This window comes from Colwellia sp. MB3u-41 (assembly GCF_014076845.1).
Taxonomy (GTDB): Bacteria; Pseudomonadota; Gammaproteobacteria; order Enterobacterales; family Alteromonadaceae; genus Colwellia_A.
Genome location: NZ_JACGUT010000077.1, coordinates 93,592 through 119,663, shown reverse-complemented (window position 1 = coordinate 119,663; position 26,072 = coordinate 93,592). Strand labels below are relative to the sequence as shown.

Sequence of the window (26,072 nt, the reverse complement as noted above, 5' to 3'; positions counted from 1 at the left end):
TTTTATTATGTTTTTAAGCACTTGGTTTTATGCAATTGTTGGTGGAGTAATGATTATTGCTGCGCTTGTTTTTTATACAGTGAAATTATTAACTCAACTAAAAAAGCAAACCGTAAAAATAAAGCAGGCAGAGCAAGATAGAAAAGTAGCGCTAGCAAAACACGATAGTAAAATTCTCAGCAGTGTGGTTATTATTGCTCACGCAATGAAAGAAGAGCAATGTGATATCGCTGAGGGTTGTTGGCGATTGAGTGTATTGCTCGATTCTTTAAAGTTGAGCAGTGGTTTGTCAGCAGAGTTTCCTGCAATCTTTGAGCTTTATGATAAAATTAAACATATGCCTATTCTTGATGCAAGAAAGAAACTTGCCAAAAATGAGCGTATGAAACTTGATTTTGAACGTATGAAAGTAGAGAGCGATTTATCTGCAAAGATAAAAATTGATGTTATTTCATTGCATCAATATGCCCAAGAACGTATCAGTATGCTAACAAGCTAACTTTTATTACTAAATAAATAAAACTTTGTTGCGCTCGATCAATACCCTTAATGTTTGCATTGTTAAACTGTGATTTAGAATATAAGTCATCGCTAATTCGGTAACACAATGCAAGCAAATCAATTTTTTGACCCTAAATTACTGTCTAAATATAATACCAGTGGACCTAGATATACCTCTTATCCAACGGCATTAGAATTTCACGAAGCGTTTTCTGAACAAGATTTCATCCAAGCAGTGAAAGATTCACCCAACCGTGAATTGTCCTTGTATGTACATATTCCCTTTTGCCATAGCCTTTGCTACTACTGTGGCTGCAATAAAGTGATTTCTCGTCACCGTGACAAGGCCGATACCTACTTAGAGTTTTTGGCGGAAGAAATTAGTTCACGCGCTGCACTTTTTACTGACTACACCGTTAAACAACTCCATTGGGGTGGCGGCACACCCAGCTTTTTAACCCATAGCCAAATCACAAAATTAGTCTCTTTATTAAAAGAAAAATTCACTTTTGCTGAACATGTAGAGATGAGTATTGAAATTGATCCGCGTGAAATTGAAATGAACCTTGCTGATCACCTTTTTGACTTAGGCTTTAATCGTTTAAGTATCGGTGTGCAAGACATTGACAAAAAAGTACAAGAAACGATTAACCGTGTGCAATCAACCAAATTTATTAGCGACTTTATTGCCCATGCAAAAGCAGTGGGCTTCAAATCAATTAATATCGACTTGATCTATGGTTTGCCTCACCAAACTATAGAAACCTTTACAAAAACGCTTAACAAAGCTCATGAGATGGATGTCGACCGTATTTCATTGTTTAGCTATGCACACTTACCAAACCGATTTGCTGCCCAACGTAAATTACGTGACGAATGGTTACCTAGCGTGCAAGAAAAATTTGCCTTAATGAAACTTGCCATCGAAAAGCTTTGTGACTTTGACTACGATTTCATTGGTATGGATCACTTTGCTAAACCTAATGACGAACTTTCTATTGCACAAAAAGAGGGTTCACTGCACCGTAACTTCCAAGGATATACTACAAAGGGTGATTGTGACTTATTAGGATTAGGTGTTTCTTCTATTAGTAATATCGGTACTTCCTTCAGCCAAAATATTAAAGAATTGCAAGCCTATTATAAAGCGATAGATACTAGAAAAAATGCGCAAGTGAAAGGGGTTAGTTTATCAACAGATGACGTGATCCGTGGCGAAGTTATTCGTGAATTAATGTGTAATTTATATATTGATAAACAACAGATCAGTAAAAAGTACGACATTGATTTTGAAGAATATTTTGCTGAAGATTTACCACTACTGAAAACATTTATCAGTGATGGTTTGGTTGAAAATACGGCTGATTTTATTAAAATAGATCAGAAAGCACGCTTGTTGGTTCGTAATATTTGTATGAGTTTTGATGCTTACATGAAACAGCACGTTAACCAACAGCGCTTCTCGCGGGTAATTTAAGCGGAATTCTCACCTTTATAAATAATAAATAACTATAAAGGTGAGAAATTTAATCAATTTTTCCTAAACTAAACTTGTGGTCAGCACTTGAAAAAATTAATTCAACGCCTTTTTCTGTAACCTCTTCTTGTGCTAAATCTGCCCATTGGTAATAAACATTACGGTGTACTTTTGCCAATAAATTACGACGTACTAAAACATATAATTCGCCGTTAGCATTCATCGTTAACGGATGAGTTTCATCAAGCACGAATTCGTCATCTACATTGGTACTAACCGTCATTATTGATTTGTTATCATCTTGCCAAGCCCATTGCGTTAATACAAAAGGGGCGTCTTCAACGATAATCTTAACTTTTTCAGCGGGTGTCACTAAAAAGTACTCGTCGCGATCACCGGCGACTTCTCTTAATAAAACCGAAGCAAAAAGTTTAACTAGCGATAACCGTTTAAATATTGTGCCGCCATAAAACCAGTCGCCATTACCTTTGACCTGTAGATCAATTTCGCCACAATACGGTGGGTTCCATGATTCTATCGGCGGTAATTTTTTAGTATTGCCTGGTGTTAGCTTATTTAATTGTTCAGAAATTTTGTCTAGTGACATTTATACCGCCAAATTATCCGCTGGATAGTAATTTTAAGACCTAAGGTAAAAATACAGTATGAGGAGACATTAGTAAAACTGCATCTAAAATTAACTTAATAATCAGTAAAAAGTACAGTTAAGCAGAATATTGCCCATAAAACGCTTAAAAGCAAAAATTTTTCTTGTCAATCTGCTCAAAAATACAATATACTCTTCGCGCCTTATCACTGGGCGCTTCAAGTAATATCAGTGGTGGCTATAGCTCAGTTGGTAGAGCCCCGGATTGTGATTCCGGTTGTCGAGGGTTCAAGTCCCTTTAGCCACCCCATTCTTTATAAGTTTATCTCAAAGAGAACACACATCCATCAGTGATCCCACTTTCGCTTACCGTGGGTGCAAGTCCCTTTAACCACCCCATTCTTTATAAACACACCTATAACATATTAAATAAAACCATCAGTGATTCTATTTTCGCTTACCGTGGATTCAAGTCCCTTTAGCCACCCCATTCTTTATAAGTTTATCTCAAAGAGAACACACATCCATCAGTGATCCCACTTTCGCTTACCGTGGGTGCAAGTCCCTTTAGCCACCCCATTCTTTATAAACACACCTATAACATATTAAATAAAACCATCAGTGATTCTATTTTCGCTTACCGTGGGTGCAAGTCCCTTTAACCACCCCATTCTTTATAAGTTTATCTCAAATACAACACACATCCATCAGTGATCCCACTTTCGCTTACCGTGGGTGCAAGCCCCTTTAACCACCCCATTCTTCCCCTTTAGATTCAAAGCCTCTGGGCAATCACCTACTATAATTAGCACTTTCTAATGAATGCTCCTGTGCATATTCTGTGAACGTCACGTTGATATTAGCTAAGCTAATTAGGTCTAATTCACTACACGACTATCCAACTTATAGCCCACATGTTCAACATCGACCAGAACTAATTAACTGTGCTTGATTAGAGTATTTGACTTAAATTAATGACATTTAACTACGTATAAGAATTACGACAAAACGCCTAAATTTATTGTTAAGTATTATAAATCCAACTTTCATTTAAAATCGTTAATAACTTGATAGTTCTTTTATCCTAAAAATCAAAACTTCATATAAACCTACATCAAACTAAACAATTGATATTTAATTAAAGATTACTGTGCAACAATGTTTTAGTTCTCTTAAAATCTAATTTCTCCACCAAGAACAGCATAATTTAATAAGCATATTAGTTGTGATTTCATGATCAATTATTGTTTATGTAATGAGTTTTAGAACAATATAACCCCTGCTAAAATATCAGCCTTGACAAATATCAGCTCTGACAATAAAAGTAACTGAGTATTGAAAATATAATGAGGAAATAACTATCCAAAAATTCTGTAACTATTGTCATGATATCAATGGGGGGAATTACCTCTAAAAAGATCAAAGTATTAATATAATTTATCCCACCTTTTCCTGCGTTAGATCATATCAGTGGCGTTATTAGTCATTTATTATCAAAATACCGACCTTTTTTTGAAATTAATGATGGCTAAATATATTAAATGGACATTACTTATTGGCCTTGTTGTTGGCGGATATTTTTGGTTTGGACAAGAAAAACCAATGAATGTGACGGTAATACAGGCAAGTTATGGCGATGTTGAAAGTATTGTTGCCAATACTCGCGCAGGCACCGTATCATCGTGCCAACGCGCAAAAATGTCGTTTCCTATTGGTGGCACCATTTCAAGTATTGATGTCAAAGAAGGTGAATTAGTTAACCAAGGGCAGATTTTAATGAGCTTATGGAATGCTGATCGCCAATCTCGAATTTATGAAGCTAAAGCCTTAGTTATTTCTCAAAGACACACTAAAAATAGTGTCTGTATAAATGCAAAAAATGACACCATAATATTAGCCCGTACTAAAAATCTTGTTTCAAATAAACTCGCCTCACAAGAAAACTTAGATAATGCTTTGGCTAAATCAGAAGTATCTAACGCTTCATGTGCTGCCGCTAATGCACAAATTGATGTTGCAAAAGCGGTATTAAAAACAACCCAAGCGAGTTTCGAGCAAACTAAATTATTTGCTCCTTTTGACGGCATTGTTGCTGAAATAACGGGGGAAATTGGTGAATATTCTACGCCGTCACCACCGGGCATTCCTATGCCACCAGCAATAGACTTACTAACGCATCAATGCCATTACATTACTGCTCCCATTGATGAGGTTGATGCTGCTGATATTCAAATAGGCGATCCCGTTGTTATTCGTTTAGATGCTTTTCGAGAACAAAAAATTCTCGGAACTGTTAAACGTGTAGCACCCTATGTGCAAGATTTTGCCAAGCAAGCAAGAACTGTTGATGTCGATGTTGCTTTTAACAAACAAGTTTTACCTAGACTACTCACTGGTTACAGTGCTGATATAGAAATAGTATTAGAAAAGCACAAAAATGTGCTTTATATCCCCACTGATATTATTGTGGATAATCAGTTCGTTTTTATTGTCAATAAAGGTAATCGAATAGAAAAAAAAGTTATAAAGTTAGGGCTAAGTAACTGGCAGAAAACCGAGGTGATCTCAGGTATATCAGACAAAGACAATCTTGTGTCAACCTCTAGCAATAGTGCGATAAAGCCTGATGTTTTAGTTATTATGGATGTTAATAATGACTAAGTTAGCCACGACCAAGCAAATAACACTCAGCCATATTGATAAAACCTACATCGTCGGTGAAAAGCCATTACATGTATTAAATGATATTAATCTCTCCATCGAGGCGGGCGAATACATTTCAATTATGGGGCCGTCAGGCTCAGGTAAATCAACTTTATTAAATATGATTGGCTTACTTGATCGTGTCGATAATGGCAGCCTTGTGCTAGAACATACCGAAACCTCTTCATTAACTGAAGAACAAAGAGCTAAATTAAGACGAAATTCACTCGGTTTTATTTTTCAAAACTTTCAACTTATTTCCCGTTTAACTGCATTAGAAAATGCCGAATTACCCCTAGTATTAGCGGGAATAGATGGAAGTAAAAGAAGTAAAATAGTCACCAAATTGTTTGAAAGTTTAGGTTTAGCCGACCGTTTACAGCATTTACCGAAACAACTCTCCGGCGGTCAATTACAACGCGTGGCTATAGCAAGAGCTATGGTGATGTCACCAAAGATACTATTAGCTGATGAACCCACTGGAAATTTAGACCAAAAATCAGGTAAAGAAGTTGTTCATGTTCTTGAAAAGCTTAACCTACAAGGTATCACATTAATCATGGTTACCCATGACCATGAACTTGGGGCAAGAGCCAACAGACAATTAAAAATGGTTGATGGTGTCATTGTCTCTGACACCAGCACTTGCCATGAAAAAGGCACAAAAAATGAAGTGGCGTGATAGCTGGCGTTTTAGTGCTCAAGTATTGTTGCGGCATAAGGCTAGAACCGCACTATTGTCTTTTGCTGTTGCAATTGGCGTTTGCTCAGTATTGTTATTAACCAGTGTTGGTGAAGGTGCTCGTCATTATGTCAGTAAAGAATTTGCCTCTTTAGGTAGTGACGTCTTAATTATATTGCCCGGAAAAAAAGAAACCTCGGGTGGATCAATCCCTTTTTATAGCACCACACCTCGTGATTTAACCATTCAAGACGCCCAAGCGATTAAGCATTTATCCAGTGTAAAGTCCGTTGCCCCCGTTATTTTAGGTACAGCTTTAGTAAGCCATAAAAATAAAAGCCGTGAAGTGATCACCATAGGCTCTACTCAAGGTTTTCTTCATGTACGAAATTTAACACTCTCTCATGGTCGAGGTTTTAGCCAAAAGTCTGCTGATTTGGCCGAATCAATTTGTATTATCGGTGCTCAATTAAAAGACGACTTATTTGGTCGTGATAAAGCGATGGGCCAATGGTTAAAAATTGCTGACCGGCGATATAGAGTTGTCGGGATATTAGAAAAGCGTGGCGAATCTCTTGGGCTAGATATGAGTGATATGGTCATTATTCCGATACGTAGTGCAGAATCACTATTTAACTCTCCTGCTTTGTTTCGTATCTTAGTTGGATTAAAACCGCTACAAGACGAGCTGGTAACTCAGCAACGTATCTTATCTCTAATTAAAAAACGCCATGATGATGAAGAAGACATTACCATTATTAGTCAAAATGCAATGATGTCTTCCTTCGATAAAATATCGAATTTTCTTACCATCGCCATTGGCGTAATCGCCAGTATTAGTTTGGTGGTAGCGGGATTTTTGATCATGAACGTTAGCTATATTTCAGTGAGTAAAAGACAGCAAGAAATTGGCTTATTAAAAGCCATAGGGGCAACAGCGAATGAAGTACGCATTATTTTTTTAACTGAATCTGCTTTATTAATTTGTTTAGGTGTCTGTTTAGGACTCACGGCTGGTTACACCTTAACCGCTTTATTTAATCAGTTTATTGCAAGTTTTGTTTTGATCATTCCATGGTGGGCAGCACTAGCTAGCGGGCTAATGTCATTCATTATCGGTTTACTTTTTACTTGGCTACCTGCGGCAAAAGCGGCAAGCCAAGATCCTGTTAGTGCAATGCGGGGGAATTAAATGCAGTTTATTGATAAGCTTAATTGGGTCAAAACATCATTATATTCCCAACGAAAAAGAACTTGGCTAACCGTTGTAGGTTTTGCTACCGGTATTGCTGCCGTTGTTTTAATGAATACAATAGGGGAAAGTTTACGACAATATATTTTGAAAGAATTTACCCAGTTCGGCAGTAATATTATTGCGGTTTCTCCGGGGAAAGCACAAACATTTGGTCTTGGTGGTCTATTAAAAACAGTTCGTCCACTAAGTTTGTCTGATAGCGTCCATTTGCAAGCATTACCTGAAGTTGTTTTTACGGTTCCCGTTATTGCCGGAACTTCAAAGGTTAAAGCACAAGGAAGATCAAGGCATACCGATGTCGTTGGCGTTAACCATATGGCTGCTGATGCTTGGCGACTTAGTTTAGCCGGCGGTAGTTTTTTACCTGAAGATGATATTAATCGCCCTCGTCAATTAGCGGTATTAGGATCCTTGATAAAACATGCACTGTTTGGACAATCAAACGCGGTTGGTCAATTTATTCATATTGGCGGCAGGCGATTTCGAATAGTTGGCGTACTTAACGAAAAAGGCCAGTTTGTCGGTCAGAGCCTAGATGAAATGGTTTATATTCCGACAGCGAGTGCGATGCAGCTATTTAACCGTGACAGTTTGATGGAAATTGATATTTTCTACCGTGAAAATATGTCTTCTAACATCGTAGCGAATAAAGTAAAACAACATTTGACCCGAATTCACGGCCGAGAAGACTTTACCATCGTCACCCAAGACGACATGATCTCAAGTCTTGATGATATTTTATCTATCATCAAAATTGCAGGCTCCTCGCTGGGTTTAATTTCATTACTCGTTGGTGCGGTAGGAATAGCGACAATTATGTCTATAACGGTAAATGAGAGAGCCAGTGAAATAGGCTTGTTAAGAGCGGTTGGGTTTTCTACAACACTTGTTCGGCAATTATTTTTAATGGAAGCTGTCGTACTTGCTGTTGTAAGTGGATTAATTGGTTATTTAGTGGTGATGGTTTTATTACTTATTGCGACGTTTATTTTAGTTGATGTGCCGGTTGAAGTTAATTTTGCCGTTTTTCTCTTAACGTTAATTTTTTCCGGTATTATTGGCTTGTTGTCTGGTATATACCCAGCAGTACAAGCAGCGAAGCTTACCCCGATAGAAGCATTAAGAACACAATAACCTTTTGGGCCATGCTTTATGCGATATTTTTGATAATAGAATTTATTTAAAGCAATGCTTTGTGCTATTTATATATGTAACTAATGACAACAGAAAAAGCACTTCAACTAGTCCCCCCCCTATCGTAAAAGTTAACATCTAAACCTCGAAGGTCTATTCATTTTTAATGAGGTAAAAACGCTATCACCCAAACAGTGGTCATGACAGATACTGTTTCTTGAGGAAAGCGTATCTAGCGTAATATTACGGTTAGTTGTCGTTCTAATTTGGCATTATTATAACACTAGAATAATCAAAAAAACCTTGGATTACTTACGGCGCTGTCCAATGGACAGATTCACGTTCATATGATTTGTCAGTCACCCAGTTAATGGCTGTTCAATATGCATTAATGACGAAAGCAGAAACACGTAATGATTCAATAGTCGAAATTCTAGATATAGGTATAGTGCTAATTCGGGGCTTTAATTACCCTGATTTAATCGATTATATAAACAAAATGCCTAAATAATTTCATGTGAAAACTCACTAAGCCACATAAAAATGGGTATGAGATCTAACTTTAGGCAGGCTATTTATTTATTTCACAAACAACACATAAATACTTAAGCATCACCACTCGTGATGTCATTTTTACTCATCATGGCTTCAAGTCAGTTTAGTTGTAGGTCTTTTCTAAGTTTTTCTTTAAAACCATCTAATAACGCCTATTTAGGTAATTTATCTAGGTGTTGCTGATTTTTTTGATTAAACTAACAGTAATTAAAGTAAGAAGCACACTGTAATGGAAAAACATCAACAATTATTAATTGCCTTAAGGAAAGTTATACGGGCAATAGGTTTACATTCAAAACAACTGAATAAGACTTCAGGCTTAACGACCCCCCAATTACTAATTATGCTAGAAATTGATAAAACGTCTGGTATCAATTCAAGTCAAGTCGCTAAAAATGTCAATTTAAGTGCCGCTACCGTGACTAATATTTTGGATAGGCTAGAGAATAAAGGCTTAGTTTCAAGAGTACGTAGTACCCAAGACAAGCGTAAAGTCAGTTTATATTTAACCGAGGATGGTAAAGCACTTTTACTCAATGCACCACAAGCTTTGCAAGAGCATTTCATTGAAAACTTTGCTAATTTGGCGCAATGGGAGCAATCACAGTTACTTTCATCTATGGAGCGATTGGCCGGTATGATGGATGCAAATGAAATAGATGCTGCTCCACTATTAGAACTTAATGCGATGAGCGCCAGCAGTATTCATAAAGCTGACACACCTAATAAGTAATTACAGCCCGGTTTAACCCGAGCTGTATTCTATTAGCGTAGTAAATGTAAGAAATGTAAATGCTTGTGGTATTGATCAATAATATTATTGATCACTGCCGTTTTCGACCAGCCCATGATGTCATAGTCTTGCCCGCCTTCGCCCAAATGAACTTCAGCACGATAGTAACTTTGATCATCTTCAGCTTCATTAGCTTCAATAACATAGTCAGGTTGAGAGTACTTACGAGCTAACACCCGATATACAAACTCTTGTGCTTCGCCATGGTCCACAATTAACGTTAATCCATTGTCATGTAAAATCTCAACATTGATTTGATTTGCCTGCAGCTCTTTAGCGACAGAATCAAATGCTGGCACTACTGTCTGCTTAACAAACTTACTGACATTAGTTTTATTAGGGAAATCAACAACATTCTTTAGTCGTATTTGCCAACTATCACTATTGTCATTACTCGAATGGGGGAGCCCTGTTATTAACTGACTATCCTGTTTAAAAGCCTCGACTCTTAACGATTTAATCAAACCAGCAATGGCGAGTAATAATACGAGAGTAAAGGGCAATGCACTAGCAATAGTCATAGTTTGAAGGGCATTAAGTCCCCCTGCCAACAGCAATATAGCCGCCACTATACCAATACCAACCGCCCAATAAACACGTTGCCACAACGGTGTATCATTCTTGCCATGCGAGCAAAGCATATCAACCACCATAGCCCCAGAATCACAAGAGGTGACAAAAAATATTATAATCATCAGCACACTAAAAAATGAAAGTACTGAAGATAGTGGGAAGTTTTCAAGAAAAACAAAAAGTGCGACTGATGAGTCTTTACTGACCATTTCACCTAACCCAACGATTCCTTGGTTATAAACTAAATCAATGGCACTATTACCAAAAATAGTCATCCAAAATAATGTGAATACGGTTGGTATTAGCATAACGCCGATAATAAATTCTCTGATCGTACGTCCACGAGAAATTCTGGCAATAAACAAACCAACAAAAGGTGCCCACGCCAGCCACCAGCCCCAGTAGAATATCGTCCAACCACCGATCCAGTCGGTCTTTTTATAAGCGAATAAATTAAAGGTGTTATGCACAATATCCGCTAAATAATCACCAATATTTTGTAAGTAAGCTTGTAATAAAAACACCGTTGGACCGAGCACAAAAATCAACAATAACAGTATTATAGCTAAAACCATGTTGGTTTCAGAGAGTATTTTAATGCCCTTATCTAATCCCGTTGCAACCGATATAACCGCTAGTGAAGTAATACCGAACATAATGATTATTTGATTGGTAACTGTGACCTCAATACCAAACAAATAACCAAAACCAGCATTCACTTGTGAGGCGCCTAAGCCCAGCGAAGTAGCAACACCAAAGACAGTACTCACCACCGCAAAAATGTCGACTAGATGTCCTGGCCATTTATAAATTTTATCACCAATCAAAGGATATAGTGCAGAGCGTAACGTTAATGGTAAATTATGACGATAACTAAAATAGGCTAATACTAAGGCGACAATGGCATAAATAGCCCAAGCATGAAGTCCCCAATGAAAAAATGTCATCTTCATTGCTTCTTGCACGGCTGCAACCGTACCTGTTTCTGCTGTCGGTGGTGACAAATAGTGCATTAAGGGTTCGGCAACACCAAAAAACATCAAACCAATGCCCATTCCTGCAGCAAAGAGCATCGAAAGCCAAGAAACTAAGGAGTAATCTGGCGTTGAGTGATCTGGGCCTAAACGAATGTCTCCATAACGAGATACGCCTAAAAAGATAACAAAAAAGAAGATGAATGCAACGGTTAGTACATAAAACCAACTACCGTTTTCAATGATAGATGTTTGAATAAGTGTAAATAAACTCTGCGCCTGTTCAGGTAGCGCAGCGGTATAAAGTAACAAGGCAATAATAATAGCGGAGGCACTGCCAAATACCTTTTTGTTCAATTGACTCTTAACGGTTGTAGGCAAACTCTTCCCCTGATTTTAATTAGTATTGATATTATATCGACTTAAGCCATGCTGTAAACAATTCAGTGTACAGCGCAAGAAAATTTTAAGATGAATAAGTACCCTATTAGAAGCACAAATACATCAACTAATATATAAAGAGTTGTAAAAATTATCTATAAGTCCTATTTTTTGTTAAGCTAGGCGAGAATAAATTTAGTTCGAACTCTAATAATATCAACTCAAAACATAATTAACCTACTAAGGGATAATCAATATGAAATTCACTAAGTTGCATTATGCGGTCTTAACGGCCATAGCAGCATCAGGCTCTCTCTATGCCGAAGAAGTAAAAGAAAAAGCAAAAGCAAAGATTGAAGTCATTGAAGTTACTGCAACTAAACGCACTGAATCCATTCAAGATGTTCCCGTTACCGTCACCGCATTAACCGGTGATAGTTTAGAGAAACTTGGTGTGTCAAATTTTGATGAGTATGTAGAATTTCTACCCAATGTTGTTTTTCAGGGCACTGGCCCTGGACAAAATGAAATATATATTCGCGGTGCAGCTACTGCGCAAACCAATATCTCTGTTTCGTCAGTGCAAGCTTTACAGCCCTCTGTTGCTTTTTATTTAGATGAACAGCCGGTATCAATGCAAGGTCGTAATTTAGATGTTTACGCGACCGATGTTGAACGTATAGAAGTTTTGCCTGGGCCACAAGGTACGCTTTTTGGTGCCAGCTCTCAATCAGGTACCGTGCGTTTAATCACTAAAAAGCCAACCCACGATGGTTTTTCTGCCGGTTTTGATACCAGCCTAAGCTCAACTAAAGGTGGTGATTTAAGTAATTCTGTTGAAGCTTATTTTAATATGTCTTTAACTGACTCTCTTGCGGTACGTGTTGCCACTTATAATGACTTCCAAGGCGGTTGGATAGATAATATACGCAATGTTCCCGGTCAAGGGGGTTATAACGGTAGTGCGGTAGTTATTGATAGAATTTCTGCTAATTTTGCTAAATTAGCAGATCCTGAGAATACGCCTGTAACCGCGCCACAAAACGATGCTTTAGTCGAAGACAACTTTAATACCGCCAACTATGCGGGTGCACGTTTTGGTGTCTCTTACTTGATTAATGACGAATGGAACCTTCTAGTTCAGCATACTCAACAGTCGCTTGATACTGAAGGTGTGTTTTCTTATGATCCAAACCTTGAAGGCCAGACATCAACAAACCGCTTTGTACCCGAAAATAACAATGATGATTTTGGTTTAACTACGTGGACATTAGAAGGACGCCTTGAGCAACTTGATATTGTCTATACTGGTGGTTACTTAGACAGAGACATTAATTCAACGATTGATTACACCGGTTATACCAATGGTGGTCAATTCTCTGCTTATTATGTTTGTAACTATGCAAGCGTACCTGAAGCACAAGAGTGTCTTGACCCCACTAAGTATTACAAAGAACAAACCGACACCTCTCGTACCACCCACGAACTTCGATTCAATACTCCGGCTGATAATGCCTGGCGTGTAACCGCTGGTGTTTTTTATGACACGCAAGAAGTATCATCAGTAGGTCAATTTAAAATAGCCAATACCGAACTTTTTCCAGATTTACAAGAAAAGCGAGCGCTTGCAGGTACTGACGGCATTAATAGTAATGGCGGACCTTTCCCTGCTGAAGTCAGCTTTGTTAATGATGTTACCCACACGATAGATCAAGTCGCAGTATTTGGTCAGTTTGCTTATGACATAACCGACACCGTTACCGCGAGTTTTGGTGCGCGTTGGTATCAAATTGATGATATTTACAAAGGAGCGACTACTGGTGACGATGTTAGTGGTCGATTGCAAGCCTTCGGTGATGGTAGTGATGCTGCCTTAAACGAGTTTTTTAGCGCAGAAGAAGCAACCGCAATCCAAGCGGCTATTGCCAGTGGTCAGTTAGACACTAGCTTACTTGATAGTGACGGTACGCTAACCGTTGATGATACCATTATCAAAGCTTCTGTTGATTGGAAAGTAACGGACGATGTAATGGTCTTTGCTTCCTATTCAGAAGGTTTTAGACCGCCGGTGACTAACCGTGTAGGTGGTGGTGCTGCAGCTAACCAAGAAGGCGCTTTTGAAGGTTTCCGCATCCCCGTATACTCAACGACAGATAGTTTAGATAACGTTGAAGTTGGTTTTAAATCTACCTTGTTTGACCAATCATTGCGTTTTAATGCGACAGCTTATTATTCAAAAATATCTGATCTACAAACCTCGCGCTATGACCCAACCAATATCAGCTTCTTAGTATTTACTGATAACGTGGGTGATGCTGAAATTAAAGGTATTGATGGTGATTTTAGTTGGGTAGTGACTGACAACTTAGTTATCTCTGGCGCGTTCAGCTTAATTGATACTGAATTAACATCAGTTAATGACGTACTTGATGGTATTGCACCAAGTGTGGGTAGTAGATTACCTTATTCAGCTAAATTTTCAGGTAACCTACAAGCACAATATTACTATAATATCTCTGGTGATCTAACGGGTTATATTAACGGTTCAATTAGTTATACCGGCGAAAGACTTGCGGGTATGGCAATGGACGCTTATATGGTCGAAGATGCGACTAATTTAATTTATGGCACAGGCTCAGGTTTAAGTATTCAAAAAGAAGCTGATGTTTATAAAGGTGTTAACTATCAAAGTAGTAACGGAGAAACCTTTGCGGGTGGTCGTTACATCCAAGATAGTTACATTTTAGCCAACTTAAGCTTTGGTGTGACTAACGACGAATGGAAAGCGGAATTGTTTATCGATAATTTAACCGATAAAAGTGCCATTCTATACGTTGATACTCAACAATATACGCCAAAAGTTGTTTCTAACAGACCTCGTACCATTGGCTTTAGATTCTCATATGATTTTTATTAAGCGTTAATGTTAATTAACTTTTAACTAAAAACTAAATAAAGCCGCTTGAACTTTGTATCAAGCGGCTTTTTATTGATAGAGTATCTCATCAGAGCAAGATCACTTGTTAAACTGCCTTGGAGCAAAATCGTTGAACAACACACCCCTTACCCCAATTGAAACACAATTAAAGTCGATTCAACACTTGATCCAAACGGCAAAATTTAATGAAGCAATCGCACAAGGTAAAACACTGCAACAACAAGTCACCGAACAGCAAGACCACATTGAATTATGGTATTTAATGGCTATTGCCCAGCGCTATAGCAAAGAGTTTACCCAAGCACTCACCAGTATTAACGCGTTACTTAAACTTGATGCCCTGCACAGCCGAGCAAATCAAGAACAAGGTTATACGCATTTAGCCTTAAACAAGGTTAAGCAAGCTAAATTATCCTTTGAAAAAGCCGTGCAACTTAATCCAAGTTTAGTGGGTAGTTGGCATGAGTTGATTCAACTTTACCGACAAAACAGCCAACAAGAACAAGTGCAAAAGGCAGCTAACCATCTCGAAAAATTGAAAAAATTACCGCCGGCATTACTGGCAGTTACAGAGTTAATGTATGAAGGAAAATTATTAAAAGCTGAGCAAATTTGTCGACATTTTTTACAAAATAATAAACGTCACGTCGATGGCATGTGCCTACTTGCTGAAATAGGTATGGAACTAAAAGTTTATGACGATGCAGAGTTTCTACTGGCGAGCGCACTTGAGTTAGCTCCTAATCATATTCATGCTCGTTCTCAATATCTCAACCTTCTTATCCGTTTAGGTAAATATAAAGCCGCAGAACAACAGGTTGAAACGTTACTCGTTGAACAATCTGAGAATCTTAGTTATAAAGTTGCCAAGGCCAACATCTTAATGGGCTTAGGAAAAATAGAACAAGCCATTACTTTATTTGATCAAGCCATCGCACAGAATGATAAAGTTCCTGGTTTCTATTTACAACTTGGCCATGCGCTTAAAGCACAGGGCGATATCAAAAAAGCGGTCGCTGCTTACCAAAAAGCTTATCAATTAAACCCCAGCTACGGTGATGCATTTTGGAGTTTAGCCAATACGAAAACCTACCGTTTTAGTGATGAAGAAATTACCAAAATGCAACACCAGCGCACGGATGAAAATTTGGCGTTAACAGATAAAGTTCAACTACACTTTGCTACGGGTAAAGCCTTTGAAGATAGAGAAGACTATCAACAAGCCTTTGAAGCTTATCAGCAAGGTAACGAATTACAGCATGCTAGCAATGGCTTTGACATCAGCAAAATAGAACAGCAAGTCGCTGAACAACTAAAATACTGCACAACCGAATTATTTGAAAATCGGGGTAATTTAGGGCTAAAATCACCTGACCCTATTTTTATTGTTGGTTTGCCCCGTGCAGGCTCAACCCTGCTTGAACAAATACTGGCTTCACACAGTCAAGTTGATGGCACGATGGAACTGCACAACATTTTAGGCTTAGCGTCGAGGTTACGCGGGCGCGAGAATAATAAAAATGATCAAGAAAGTCATAAAGAAAGCCAATACCCCAAAAATTTAGCTGAAATAAACTCAGATTATTTCAAGCGCTTTGGGCAACAGTTTATCGATGAAACACGTGTATACCGTGAACAAGCACCACTTTTTATTGACAAAATGCCTAACAACTTTTTACACATAGGTTTGATTAAATTAATACTGCCAAACGCAAAAGTCATTGATGCCAGACGTCAGCCAATGGCTTGTTGTTTTAGTGGGTTTAAGCAATTATTTGCCGAAGGGCAAGATTTTAGTTACAACCTTGAAGACATTGGACGTTATTACCAAGCTTATTTAAAATTAATGGCCCATTGGGACCAGGTGTTACCTGACTTCGTATTAACCGTTAATCATGAAGATGTGGTTGATGACTTAGAAAAGCAGGTCAGAAGGATACTTGATTTTTGTGGCTTACCCTTTGAACAGTCTTGTATTGATTTTCATAAAACCAAGCGCACCATTAAAACCCCAAGTTCTGAGCAAGTTCGCCAACCTATCTATAAAAGCGCTACCGAACAATGGCGACACTTTGAGCCCTACCTAGGCCCATTAAAAAAAGTGTTAAACATTAACTAAACTGATGGTTCATAAAGTCGTTACCTTTTAGCGAAGTCTGTATCTACTTGCTTTAACATTCATTGTGGAATCAGTGAGTATAGATATAGTCGGTTAAATAAACTAACATAATAATATTGCTATTTTGTCACGACCCTAAGTTGGAATAACGCTAACGTGTATGAGCTATAGTTTATTGTTTTTTAATCGCCTAACCTGTTTTTTGCTCTTGTGTGTCAGCATTATTATTCCCGTTTACAGCAACGAGCGCCCAAAAGAACTGCTTAATGAGTACTCTGTAGAAATGTTAACAGAGGAAGATGGTTTTGTTTCATCTGAAATATATTCTATTATTCAAGACAATCAAGGTTTACTGTGGTTTGGCACCGCCGAAAATGGTGTTATGTGTTATGACGGCAGAAAAGTAACTCTCTTTGAATTTAACAGTATGAGTTCAAGTGGTTTGTCACATAACGACGCTGGCAATCTTATGCTAGACCACAATGGAAAAATATGGGTAGGCACTTGGGGAGGAGGCGTTAACCTTTATAATCCAGAGATGGGCGTATTTCAACATTTTATTCATGACCCTCTCCGCACTGACTCTATTTCATCGAACCGGATACAATCTTTATTTCATGACCAAAAAGGTACGGTTTGGTTAGGCTCTTATGACAGTGGTTTAAATCGATATATTGGCAATAACCGCTTTGAGCAAATAAAAAAAATTGATGGGGTTGCATCGAGTTTATCTCATAATAGAATTTGGGACATTGAAGATAATAATAGTGACAGTCTTTGGGTTGCAACAAGCTTTGGATTAAACTTGTATGACAAAAAAAAGCGAACTTTTAGCCACTTTTTCCCTGCACCAAAAAACAAAACGCCTACAGGTGCAAACGAAATAAGAAGTATTTTAAAAACGTCTAAAAATAAACTTTATGTTGGCACACAGCAAGGCCCCTTTATTTTTGATCAACAAAGTGGTGTTTTTATGCCAATAAAAACCCTTGATGATAAATATCTAGGCCAAGTGAATTCTATGATTGAAGATCAAGAAGGTTATCTTTGGTTTGTCTCCAGTAAAGGCTTATTTCGTCAATCAAACGTAAACCTTCAAATAGAAAAGCTTAACCTTGAATATAACAATGGCTTGAGAATTGTGTTCGAAGATAGCTCAAGAACGCTATGGGTTACTAGCGAAAATCACGGCATATATAAGATAATACAACATCGCAAATTTAAGTCGATTAATAACCCTGAACTTACAGCCCCTAATGGTATAAGTGTCGATGATAACGGGGATTTATTATTTATTTCTTCATCTTCACAAATATATAAATGGCAAGTTTCATCACAAAAATTAGTCCGCTTGTCTGACACCATTTTTAATGACCAAAATGGCTACGGGACAAACAGGTTATTAGAAAAACCGACTATATTTTCTGATGAGCATAATATTTTATGGGTTGCACAGGATGGAGGCTTAGCTAAATTTAACTTAATCACTAAGGAAGTTGAGCTAATAACATACCCTAAATCAGACCCAAACTATAAAGAGTTTAGGGAGTTACGAGCACTTAATATGGACCAATTTGGTTCACTTTGGATTGGTACTTATAAAAATGGTGTATATCGCTACAATCCTTCGACCAAAAAATTTACACACATAGATAGTTCCTCAGGACTATCTCATCCAGAAGTATTAGAAATATTTAAAGATAATCAACAAAATATGTGGGTGGGTACAGGCAATGGTGTAAATCTTTGGGACGAAGCAAATCAACACTTTATTTCATTTCAAAGTAATAAGAATAAAGCCGACAGCTTATTAGGAAATATCGTTCAGGATGTACATCAAGACAGGAATGGTAAAATTTGGATTGCCACTCATAAAGGCCTTAATTTATATTTGCCTGATACAAAAACGTTTAAACATTTTAGTAGGAAAAATGGCTTACCCACTTCGTTAATCCGTGCCATTGAAGATGATAAAAACGGTCAGCTATGGCTGACAACAAATAAGGGGATCTCCAGGTTAAATCCACTGCTGGGAGATGTTACTAATTTTGACAGTTACGATGGTTTGCTTGGCATGAATTATTACCCCAATAGCTTAGTAAAAGGTCGAAATGACACACTTTTTACTAGTAGCCAGCGAGGTATTGAATTCTTTAACACCTAACTATGGAAGTAAACAACAATGAATTTACAGTTGTTCTAACGGGTTTTAATAAGATGGGTCAGTCAGTCAAACTGAAAAAACCTTATCCCTATGTCACTGATATTGAAATGTCTTATCTAGATTACTTTTTTTCTTTTGAATTCTCAGTATTAGACTTCATTGCGCCGAACAAGAATAAGTATGCTTATAAGCTAGAAGGGTATGATGATAATTGGATTGATATTGGAAATCGAAATATAGCTTCTTTTACTAATTTAGATGGTGGTTCATATAAATTTTTAGTAAAAGCGACAAATAGTAGTGGTAAGTGGGGTGAAAAATTCCTGTCAATTAACTTATATATTTCCCCTCCTCCTTGGAAAACCTGGTGGGCCTATAGTCTGTATTTATTAATCGCTGCACTTGTTGTGTTCACCGCTATTTATTTTAGAACCCGTTTACAACAGACAGAAATAATCCAGCAAAAAAAATTCGTCTCTACGCTTGAACAGCAAGTTGCACAGAAAACTGCATCATTAAACACACAAGCTAAAGATTTAATTGACGCTAATAAAAAATTACAAATACTAACCTACCAAGATGGATTAACAGGGCTATATAATCGTCGTTACTTTGATAAAAGATTAACTGATGAGGTCAACCAGAATGAGCGTGAAAATCAACCGTTATCTCTTATTTTTGGCGATGTTGACCACTTTAAACTATTTAACGATTTGTATGGACATCAACAAGGTGATAGCTGCCTTAAACAAGTGGCTCAATGTATTTATAACAGCATAGCTACCATGACAGGGGCTAATTGTCGTTACGGTGGTGAAGAGTTTGCAATTATCTTGCCTAATACCTCAATAGAACAATCAACTCTCGTTGCTGAACGCTTATGCTTGGCCATAGAAAGTATGAAAATCCCTCATGAGAAATCTGAAACGAGTGCCTTTATTACCTTAACATTAGGGGTAGTAACTATTCCATCTGGACAAAAAACATCGGTGGATTCAATGGTATTAAGTGCAGACAATGCATTATATCTTGGTAAGCATAAGGGCAGAAATAGGGTAACACGAGGCACCTAAGGTGTTTATTCTTGTGATTTCACAGTATCACCCCGTTGCATTCGTCGATATATCAATAAAAAGAGTAAGCTCAACGGCGATCTTCGCTGCAGCTTGATGAAATAAATCAATAAAATTCTAAGTTACTTATGAAAAATGCTCTCTGTGATTCAGTAATCCTTTTCAATAAAATAAGGCCTAACACCCTCTTGTTGTTAATCAACAGTTAACTATAAGTGACAGCATCGCCCTAACTTTTTAACACATTGATTTTATATAATTTATTTGTAACTTCAGCTGTTTTATTATGTACCAATAAAATGAGATGGTTATATAATTTTAAAGATTAACAAGTGAAAAATTGAGTGTTCTCATCTCATCTTTTAACTGTTAGGATAAGTTTGTGAATATCCCTTTATTGAATCAGTAAAATAAGGAAAATCTTTGCGAGAGCAATCTAAAATAAGTCGTGTTAATAATAAGAAATTCGAACAACCGACTGTTATTTCATTATTTGCATTGGTGGGTATGTCTATTACCGCCCTCATGGGCTTTATTGGCTTATTTAACAAAAGTTTTGCTTTAGCCATCTCTTTATTTTTCGCAAGTTTTATTTATTTTATCGGTTATTATGCCTATAAAAAATTTAATAATTTAAGATTAAGTTCCGCAATTGTTCTCTATTCACTCTATATATTAATGTTTTATCTTGTATACACCGGTGGTGTTGAAAGTACAGGACCTTTATGGGTATTTATCGTTGCACCTGTCTCAGTATTCGTTCATGGGTTAAAACGTGGTCTCATTGATATTGCATTTTTTGTCGCTATTACCAGTATTATTATGCTTATACCCGCAGATTTAATCGCCCATGCTGTCTATAGTACTGAATTTAAATTACGTTTATTATACTCTTTTTTAACCGTGACTTTTCTTTCTGCTTTGTATGAACATTCTAGAGAAAATTCTTATAAACAAGCATTAGAGCTAAGCGAAAAATATCAAAAACTCGCACATTTAGACTCTTTGACTCAGTTAGCTAATCGTCGTGATGCACTTTCTATTCTCAAACGAGAACAAGCGCGCATCATGCGTACTAAAGAGCCATTGTCTATAATATTATGTGATGTTGATTATTTTAAGAAAGTGAATGACCAATTCGGTCACAATGCTGGTGATGCCGTATTAATAGAGCTTGGAGAAATATTCACTGGTAGCATCAGAGAGCAAGATTGTGTGGCGCGCTGGGGTGGTGAAGAGTTTTTATTTATTCTCCCTCAAACTGAAGCCAAAAATGCCAACATTTTTGCAGAAAAAATCCAAGAAAAATTACAGAGCCATTTGGTCAGTTATAAAAATAACAAAATCAATGTCAAAGTCAGTATGGGAATAGAGCAATTCAAGGATAATCAAACCATTGATGAAGTCATCAACAATGCTGACAAGTATCTCTATCAAGCAAAAAACTTAGGTAGAAATCAAATTTTTCCAAAGTTTTAATCCTCAAGCCTTTTAGCGACCCTACAATTTTCTCATGTGAGAAAGACATAGTTACACATAAGCCCAAATTAAAACTTTTTTACCTTTTTATTTAGAACAACCTACCTTTGGTCGTAAATATTTGATTGTTTACCGTTTTTACTTTTGTGTAATACAAAATATAAGGCTAATCTATAATCACACAAAAATAGGATAGTACTTATGACACAGTCAATAATTATCAACGGAAAAAAACATGCAATTGATGTAGATGGCAACATGCCATTGCTTTGGTTTCTTCGTGACCAACTAGAGCTCACGGGTACCAAATTTGGCTGTGGTAGTGGCTTGTGTGGCGCTTGTACGGTTCATGTTAACGGACAAGCCATTCGTTCATGCATTACTCCCGTTAGTACATTAGTTGGCAAAAAAATAACCACTATTGAAGGGCTATCTGAAAAAGGCGATCATCCGCTACAAAGAGCTTGGTTAAATAACAATGTTCCCCAATGTGGATATTGCCAGGCCGGCCAAATAATGAATGCAGCGAGCTTATTATCGGTTAACGCAGCGCCAAGCAGTGAAGAAATTGATACGGCAATGCAAGGTAATATCTGTCGTTGTGGCACTTATCAACGTATTAAAAAAGCCATTGTTGAAGCCGCTGACACATTAAGTAAGGAGGTTTAGTATGACTATTTCCAATGTAAGTCGTCGTGATTTTTTGAAAACTGCCGGTCTAGCGACCAGTGGATTAGTGATCAGCGTAGCTTTACCCATGAATGCTTTAGCCGAAAAAGGCATTATGAAAGAGAGTGCTGAAGAGATTAACGCTTTTATTCAGATTGCTGATAACGGCGATACTGTTATCTATTGTGGACGATGTGAAATGGGACAAGGCATAAGCACGGCTTTGCCTTCTGCCGTAGCTGATGAAATGGAAGCCGACTGGCAGCGTGTTACGGTTAAGCAAGGCGACGCCGACGAAAAGTATGGCCCTCAAGCCACAGGGGGATCAGCAAGTATTCGCGTAATGTTCCAGCCTATGCGTGAGGCAGGCGCTACAGCAAAAGCGATGTTAATAGCCGCTGCGGCAAAAGTGTGGAAAACTTCCCCTGATAATTGTTTTGCACAAGCACATTTTGTTATCAATAAAACCAACCAACAAAAATTAGGTTACGGTGAATTAGCGAGCATTGCTGCTAATATGCCTGTTCCTGAAAAGCCTACGCTGAAAAAGAAAGCTGACTTTAAATATATTGGCACAGCACTCTCTCGACATGATCAAGATGAGGTGGTTGTTGGCAAGCGTATTTATGGTGTCGACACTAAACTACCTGGCTTAAAATATGCTGCTATTATTCATTGTCCTGTTTTAGGCGGTGCGCTAAAAAGTCTAGATAAAACAGCGGCACTTAAAATGAAAGGTGTTAGTGACGTTGTCGAAATTCCACGTTTTGCTATCCCCTTTGGCTCCATTGGTGGTGTCGCGGTAGTTGCTGATAATAGCTGGACAGCACAACAAGCGGTAAAGCAGTTAAAAATAGAATGGAGTTTAGGCGAAAATGCTATTTATGATACTAAAGAATATAAGCAGCAACTTGTCAAAAATGTTGAAAAACCCGCAACCTTAGCGTCAGAACGTGGCGATATTGAAAAAGCATTTAGTACAGCAAAACATAAAATGTCAGCAACTTATACCGGCGGCCATCTTTCACATGCACCGATGGAGCCTAATGCCAGTGTTGTATGGGTACAAAAAGATTCGTGTGAAGTGTGGGCATCAACACAAAGTCCGGCAGATATTCAAAAAGTTTTAGGGCAATACCTCGAACGCGATCCAAAAGATATCATTGTTCATGTGGCAATGGCAGGTGGCGCTTTTGGCCGTAAGTTTAAGTGTGATTATGTACATGAAGCCGCGGTTATTTCACAAAAAACGGGCAGCCCTATTCAACTAACCTGGACACGTGAAGAAGATATGCGTACTGGTTATTATCACTCTATCAATGCTCAACACATCGAAGCTTCAATGGACGAAAATGGAAACGTTACTGGCTGGTTGCACCGTGCGGCGTTCCCTTCAATATCAACGTTATTTGATCCCTCTCTCGTTAGAACACCGGCGAATAGTTTGGATGATATTACCAATCATTTATTTGGTGTCGAAAACTGCCGCGTTGAGTCTGGCGATGCGAAAGCACACACACGTATTGGTTGGTATCGTGCGGTTTACGCTATTTTCTATGGTTTTGCTTTTAGCACTTTTGCCGATGAACTGGCTTATAAAGCTGGTAAAGATTCGTTATCTTTTGTTAATCAACTGCTTGACAACAATAAGAACAAAGAACAAACAGCACAAGTCAAACGAGCAAAAGATATTTTGGCCATTGCTGCTAATAAGTCAGGTTGGAAAAATCGTGATAAATTACCCGAAGGACAAGGTATTGGTTTAGCTGTACATTATAGCTTTCAAAGCTTTGTGGCTATGGCTGTGCATGTTGAAGTTAACGGAGACGATATTAAAGTATTGAATGTAGACTGCGCCATAGATTGTGGGCAAGTCCTTAACCTTGATGGCGCGACAGCACAAATGGAAGGTGCGGTTGTAATGGGCATGTCGTTAGCATTAAGTACTGAAATCACCTTTAGAGGTGGCGCAGTTGTTAACTCTAATTTTCATGACTATCCAGTTATGCGTATTACCGACATGCCAAATGTTCGCGTTCATATGCCTGACTCAGATGAAAGTCCAACAGGATTAGGCGAACCAGGTGTCGCTCCTTTTGCGCCAGCACTAAGTAATGCCGTGTTTGCCGCTTCAGGTAAGCGCTATAGAGATTTACCTTTTAAACCCATGTCAGTGTAAAGCATCAATGAAAGCTGTAGTTTTAATAACGCTAGGTTGTTGTAATCGTATTGATCAGCAGCATACATTGCTCATTGGGAGAATTTCCCTATGAGCAATCATTTGTCGCACATATTGGCACAATGGTACCCAAACCGTGATAACGCTGATTGGGTGCTAGCGACCATTTACCAAACTGAAGGTCCTTGCTATCGAAAACCAGGCGCTATGATGTTGTTTAGTAGTCAAGGTCATCAGTTAGGTATGCTAAGTGGCGGATGTTTAGAGTCAGACATTGGCGTAAATGCACGAAAGGTAATGCAATCAGGTAAACCAATGCTAGTTTGTTACGATGGTTCAGATGAAGATGATTTATCATTTCATCTCGGCATTGGCTGCGGCGGCACTATTTATATTATGTTGCAGCAGATAAGTGTTCATAATAACTACTTGTCATTAACTCAAGCATACGAGGCGCTTCAGCATCGTATTTCAGGCTATTTTTATCAAAGCATTGTCAGTAAAGAGAATGATGCTCAAGCATATTTTGAAGCTTCGGCTGTTAGCGATATTGCTGAAAAAGCTTCACTCATTCCCTCACCATTAAGTCATAATAATGTTGATACTGACTGGTTAGCAACGCCGATTGTACCAGAGCCTCACCTGCTTGTTGTCGGTGGAGGTATTGATGCACGTCCTCTAGTAAATATGGCTGAACAATTAGGTTGGAAAGTGTCATTGTGGGATCCACGCCCTGCCAATGCTCGCAAAGAGTACTTTTCCAATGTAGATCATATTATAAAAGGCGAGGCTAATGTCCTTGCCACTTTTGTTGCAGAAAAAGGTGTTAATGCTGCAATATTGATGAGCCATAATATCTCGATTGACGCACAAGCGTTAAAAGCTTTAGCAAAAACCACTATTCAATATTTAGCTTTACTAGGCCCTGATAATAGAAAAAAACAAGTTATCACTCAAGCAGAAATTAACGAGCAGTCTTTATCATTTAACTTCGCTGGGCCTGCGGGTCTTGAGATCGGTGGAACTTTGCCAGAGAGCATTGCACTTTCGATACTTGCTGAGTGCCATGCCAGTCTATTCAGTAAAAGCGCCCAATCAATTAGCGATGTACTAGAAAAAAAGGTACTAGAGCACAACCCCCTAGAAAAAATTCGCAATGAATAACCCAGAATATAATTTAAAAATCATTCTGCTAGCGGCGGGGAAAAGCGAGCGATTTAATGGCATCAAGTTATTAGCAAAAGTACAACAGCAAGATACCTCTATCACGTTAATTGAGCATGCTTTACATCAGATATCTGGGGCGCTTAATACACTGAATATAAGTCAGAAAAACATTCGTGTTGCAACAGGCCTTTATCACTCACAGTTAAGCGCTTTGTTTAATGATCCCGATGTCTTAGATTATTGCGAAGATGCTCACTTGGGCTTAGGGCATACTATTGCACAGTCTGTTCGGCACATCCTCAATGATGATCAAAGTACGAGCCATATAATGATCGCACTTGCTGATCAAGTCGCCTTAAGTGTCGACAACTATATCGCTTTAATTGAAGAGTCTGTAGTTTCACCAACTAAATTAGTTTGCGCGAAAGCAGGGCAAGAGTTAATGCCTCCCGCTATTTTCACCTCAGCTTATTTCTCTGAATTAACCCATTTAAAAGGTGATAAAGGTGCTAAGCCTCTTCTCCACAAAAATAAAGAAAACCTGAAAACAGTCAGTATTCCTCATGCCGAAAAAGATATAGACACGCGGCAAGATCTCGACAACTGGCATAATGATAAATAAACACCCTACTATTTAAAAAATAAGTCG

The 26,072-nt window shown here is 38.0% G+C and carries 18 protein-coding genes and 1 tRNA gene; 17 read left to right on the top strand and 2 right to left on the bottom strand.

Annotated features, from left to right (window positions below; all coding sequences use genetic code 11):
* The first annotated feature begins 7 nt into the window (after nucleotides 1–7).
* Nucleotides 8–499, top strand: coding sequence for a DUF2489 domain-containing protein (locus H4J73_RS09730; protein WP_182180446.1), 492 nt, complete (start codon nucleotides 8–10; stop codon nucleotides 497–499).
* A gap of 108 nt (nucleotides 500–607) precedes the next feature.
* Nucleotides 608–1,978 (top strand): oxygen-independent coproporphyrinogen III oxidase, encoded by a 1,371-nt coding sequence (gene hemN / locus H4J73_RS09725; RefSeq protein WP_182223454.1) that lies wholly within the window; start codon nucleotides 608–610, stop codon nucleotides 1,976–1,978.
* A 49-nt stretch (nucleotides 1,979–2,027) separates the two neighbouring features.
* Here the strand turns inward: hemN and H4J73_RS09720 are convergent, their stop codons facing one another.
* Nucleotides 2,028–2,585 carry a DUF1285 domain-containing protein gene (locus H4J73_RS09720; RefSeq protein WP_182180442.1) on the bottom strand — a complete coding sequence of 186 codons (558 nt, stop codon included), beginning with the start codon at nucleotides 2,583–2,585 and terminating at the stop codon, nucleotides 2,028–2,030.
* Nucleotides 2,586–2,819: 234 nt separating this feature from the next.
* Between H4J73_RS09720 and H4J73_RS09715 the strand changes: the two genes are divergently transcribed.
* The 6 genes from H4J73_RS09715 (at nucleotide 2,820) to H4J73_RS09690 (ending at nucleotide 9,647) form a co-directional block, all read left to right on the top strand.
* Nucleotides 2,820–2,895: transfer RNA gene (locus tag H4J73_RS09715), tRNA-His, on the top strand.
* A gap of 1,160 nt (nucleotides 2,896–4,055) precedes the next feature.
* Nucleotides 4,056–5,246, top strand: a complete 1,191-nt coding sequence (locus H4J73_RS09710) for an efflux RND transporter periplasmic adaptor subunit (protein ID WP_182180440.1) — start codon at nucleotides 4,056–4,058, stop codon at nucleotides 5,244–5,246.
* Nucleotides 5,239–5,970, top strand: coding sequence for an ABC transporter ATP-binding protein (locus H4J73_RS09705; RefSeq protein WP_182180438.1), 732 nt, complete (start codon nucleotides 5,239–5,241; stop codon nucleotides 5,968–5,970). Before H4J73_RS09710 ends, H4J73_RS09705 begins: the two co-directional genes overlap by 8 nt.
* Complete coding sequence (locus H4J73_RS09700; RefSeq protein ID WP_182180436.1) at nucleotides 5,957–7,162, top strand: ABC transporter permease; 1,206 nt, start codon at nucleotides 5,957–5,959, stop codon at nucleotides 7,160–7,162. The genes H4J73_RS09705 and H4J73_RS09700 overlap by 14 nt, the downstream gene beginning before the upstream one ends.
* Nucleotides 7,163–8,359: an ABC transporter permease gene (locus H4J73_RS09695; RefSeq protein WP_182180434.1), complete on the top strand. Its 1,197-nt coding sequence runs from the start codon at nucleotides 7,163–7,165 to the stop codon at nucleotides 8,357–8,359.
* A 784-nt stretch (nucleotides 8,360–9,143) separates the two neighbouring features.
* Nucleotides 9,144–9,647, top strand: a complete 504-nt coding sequence (locus H4J73_RS09690) for a MarR family winged helix-turn-helix transcriptional regulator (RefSeq protein ID WP_182180432.1) — start codon at nucleotides 9,144–9,146, stop codon at nucleotides 9,645–9,647.
* Nucleotides 9,648–9,679: 32 nt separating this feature from the next.
* Here H4J73_RS09690 and H4J73_RS09685 read toward each other — a convergent pair whose 3' ends face one another.
* Nucleotides 9,680–11,635 carry a choline BCCT transporter BetT gene (locus tag H4J73_RS09685; protein WP_182180430.1) on the bottom strand — a complete coding sequence of 652 codons (1,956 nt, stop codon included), beginning with the start codon at nucleotides 11,633–11,635 and terminating at the stop codon, nucleotides 9,680–9,682.
* A gap of 256 nt (nucleotides 11,636–11,891) precedes the next feature.
* Here H4J73_RS09685 and H4J73_RS09680 point away from each other — a divergent pair, with 256 nt between their 5' ends.
* The 9 genes from H4J73_RS09680 to H4J73_RS09645 all read left to right on the top strand — a co-directional run bounded on the left by H4J73_RS09680 (nucleotide 11,892) and on the right by H4J73_RS09645 (nucleotide 26,045).
* A complete protein-coding gene (locus tag H4J73_RS09680) occupies nucleotides 11,892–14,552 on the top strand; it encodes a TonB-dependent receptor (RefSeq protein ID WP_182180428.1) in 2,661 nt (886 codons plus the stop codon).
* A gap of 130 nt (nucleotides 14,553–14,682) precedes the next feature.
* Nucleotides 14,683–16,692, top strand: a complete 2,010-nt coding sequence (locus tag H4J73_RS09675) for a tetratricopeptide repeat-containing sulfotransferase family protein (protein ID WP_182180426.1) — start codon at nucleotides 14,683–14,685, stop codon at nucleotides 16,690–16,692.
* 160 nt (nucleotides 16,693–16,852) lie between these two features.
* Nucleotides 16,853–18,856 carry a two-component regulator propeller domain-containing protein gene (locus tag H4J73_RS09670; RefSeq protein WP_310649684.1) on the top strand — a complete coding sequence of 668 codons (2,004 nt, stop codon included), beginning with the start codon at nucleotides 16,853–16,855 and terminating at the stop codon, nucleotides 18,854–18,856.
* 2 nt (nucleotides 18,857–18,858) lie between these two features.
* Nucleotides 18,859–19,929 (top strand): GGDEF domain-containing protein, encoded by a 1,071-nt coding sequence (locus H4J73_RS20780; RefSeq protein ID WP_310649963.1) that lies wholly within the window; start codon nucleotides 18,859–18,861, stop codon nucleotides 19,927–19,929.
* 423 nt (nucleotides 19,930–20,352) lie between these two features.
* Nucleotides 20,353–21,408 (top strand): GGDEF domain-containing protein, encoded by a 1,056-nt coding sequence (locus H4J73_RS09665; protein WP_259366646.1) that lies wholly within the window; start codon nucleotides 20,353–20,355, stop codon nucleotides 21,406–21,408.
* Nucleotides 21,409–21,609: 201 nt separating this feature from the next.
* The gene (locus H4J73_RS09660) at nucleotides 21,610–22,077 is read left to right on the top strand and encodes a (2Fe-2S)-binding protein (protein WP_182180424.1); all 468 of its coding nucleotides are present in this window, start codon (nucleotides 21,610–21,612) and stop codon (nucleotides 22,075–22,077) included.
* Between the two features lies 1 nt (nucleotide 22,078).
* Nucleotides 22,079–24,256, top strand: coding sequence for a xanthine dehydrogenase family protein molybdopterin-binding subunit (locus H4J73_RS09655; RefSeq protein WP_182180422.1), 2,178 nt, complete (start codon nucleotides 22,079–22,081; stop codon nucleotides 24,254–24,256).
* A gap of 90 nt (nucleotides 24,257–24,346) precedes the next feature.
* On the top strand, nucleotides 24,347–25,420 hold the full coding sequence (locus H4J73_RS09650) for an XdhC family protein (RefSeq protein WP_182180420.1): 1,074 nt from the start codon (nucleotides 24,347–24,349) through the stop codon (nucleotides 25,418–25,420).
* Complete coding sequence (locus H4J73_RS09645) at nucleotides 25,413–26,045, top strand: NTP transferase domain-containing protein (protein WP_182180418.1); 633 nt, start codon at nucleotides 25,413–25,415, stop codon at nucleotides 26,043–26,045. The genes H4J73_RS09650 and H4J73_RS09645 overlap by 8 nt, the downstream gene beginning before the upstream one ends.
* The last annotated feature ends 27 nt before the right edge of the window (nucleotides 26,046–26,072 follow it).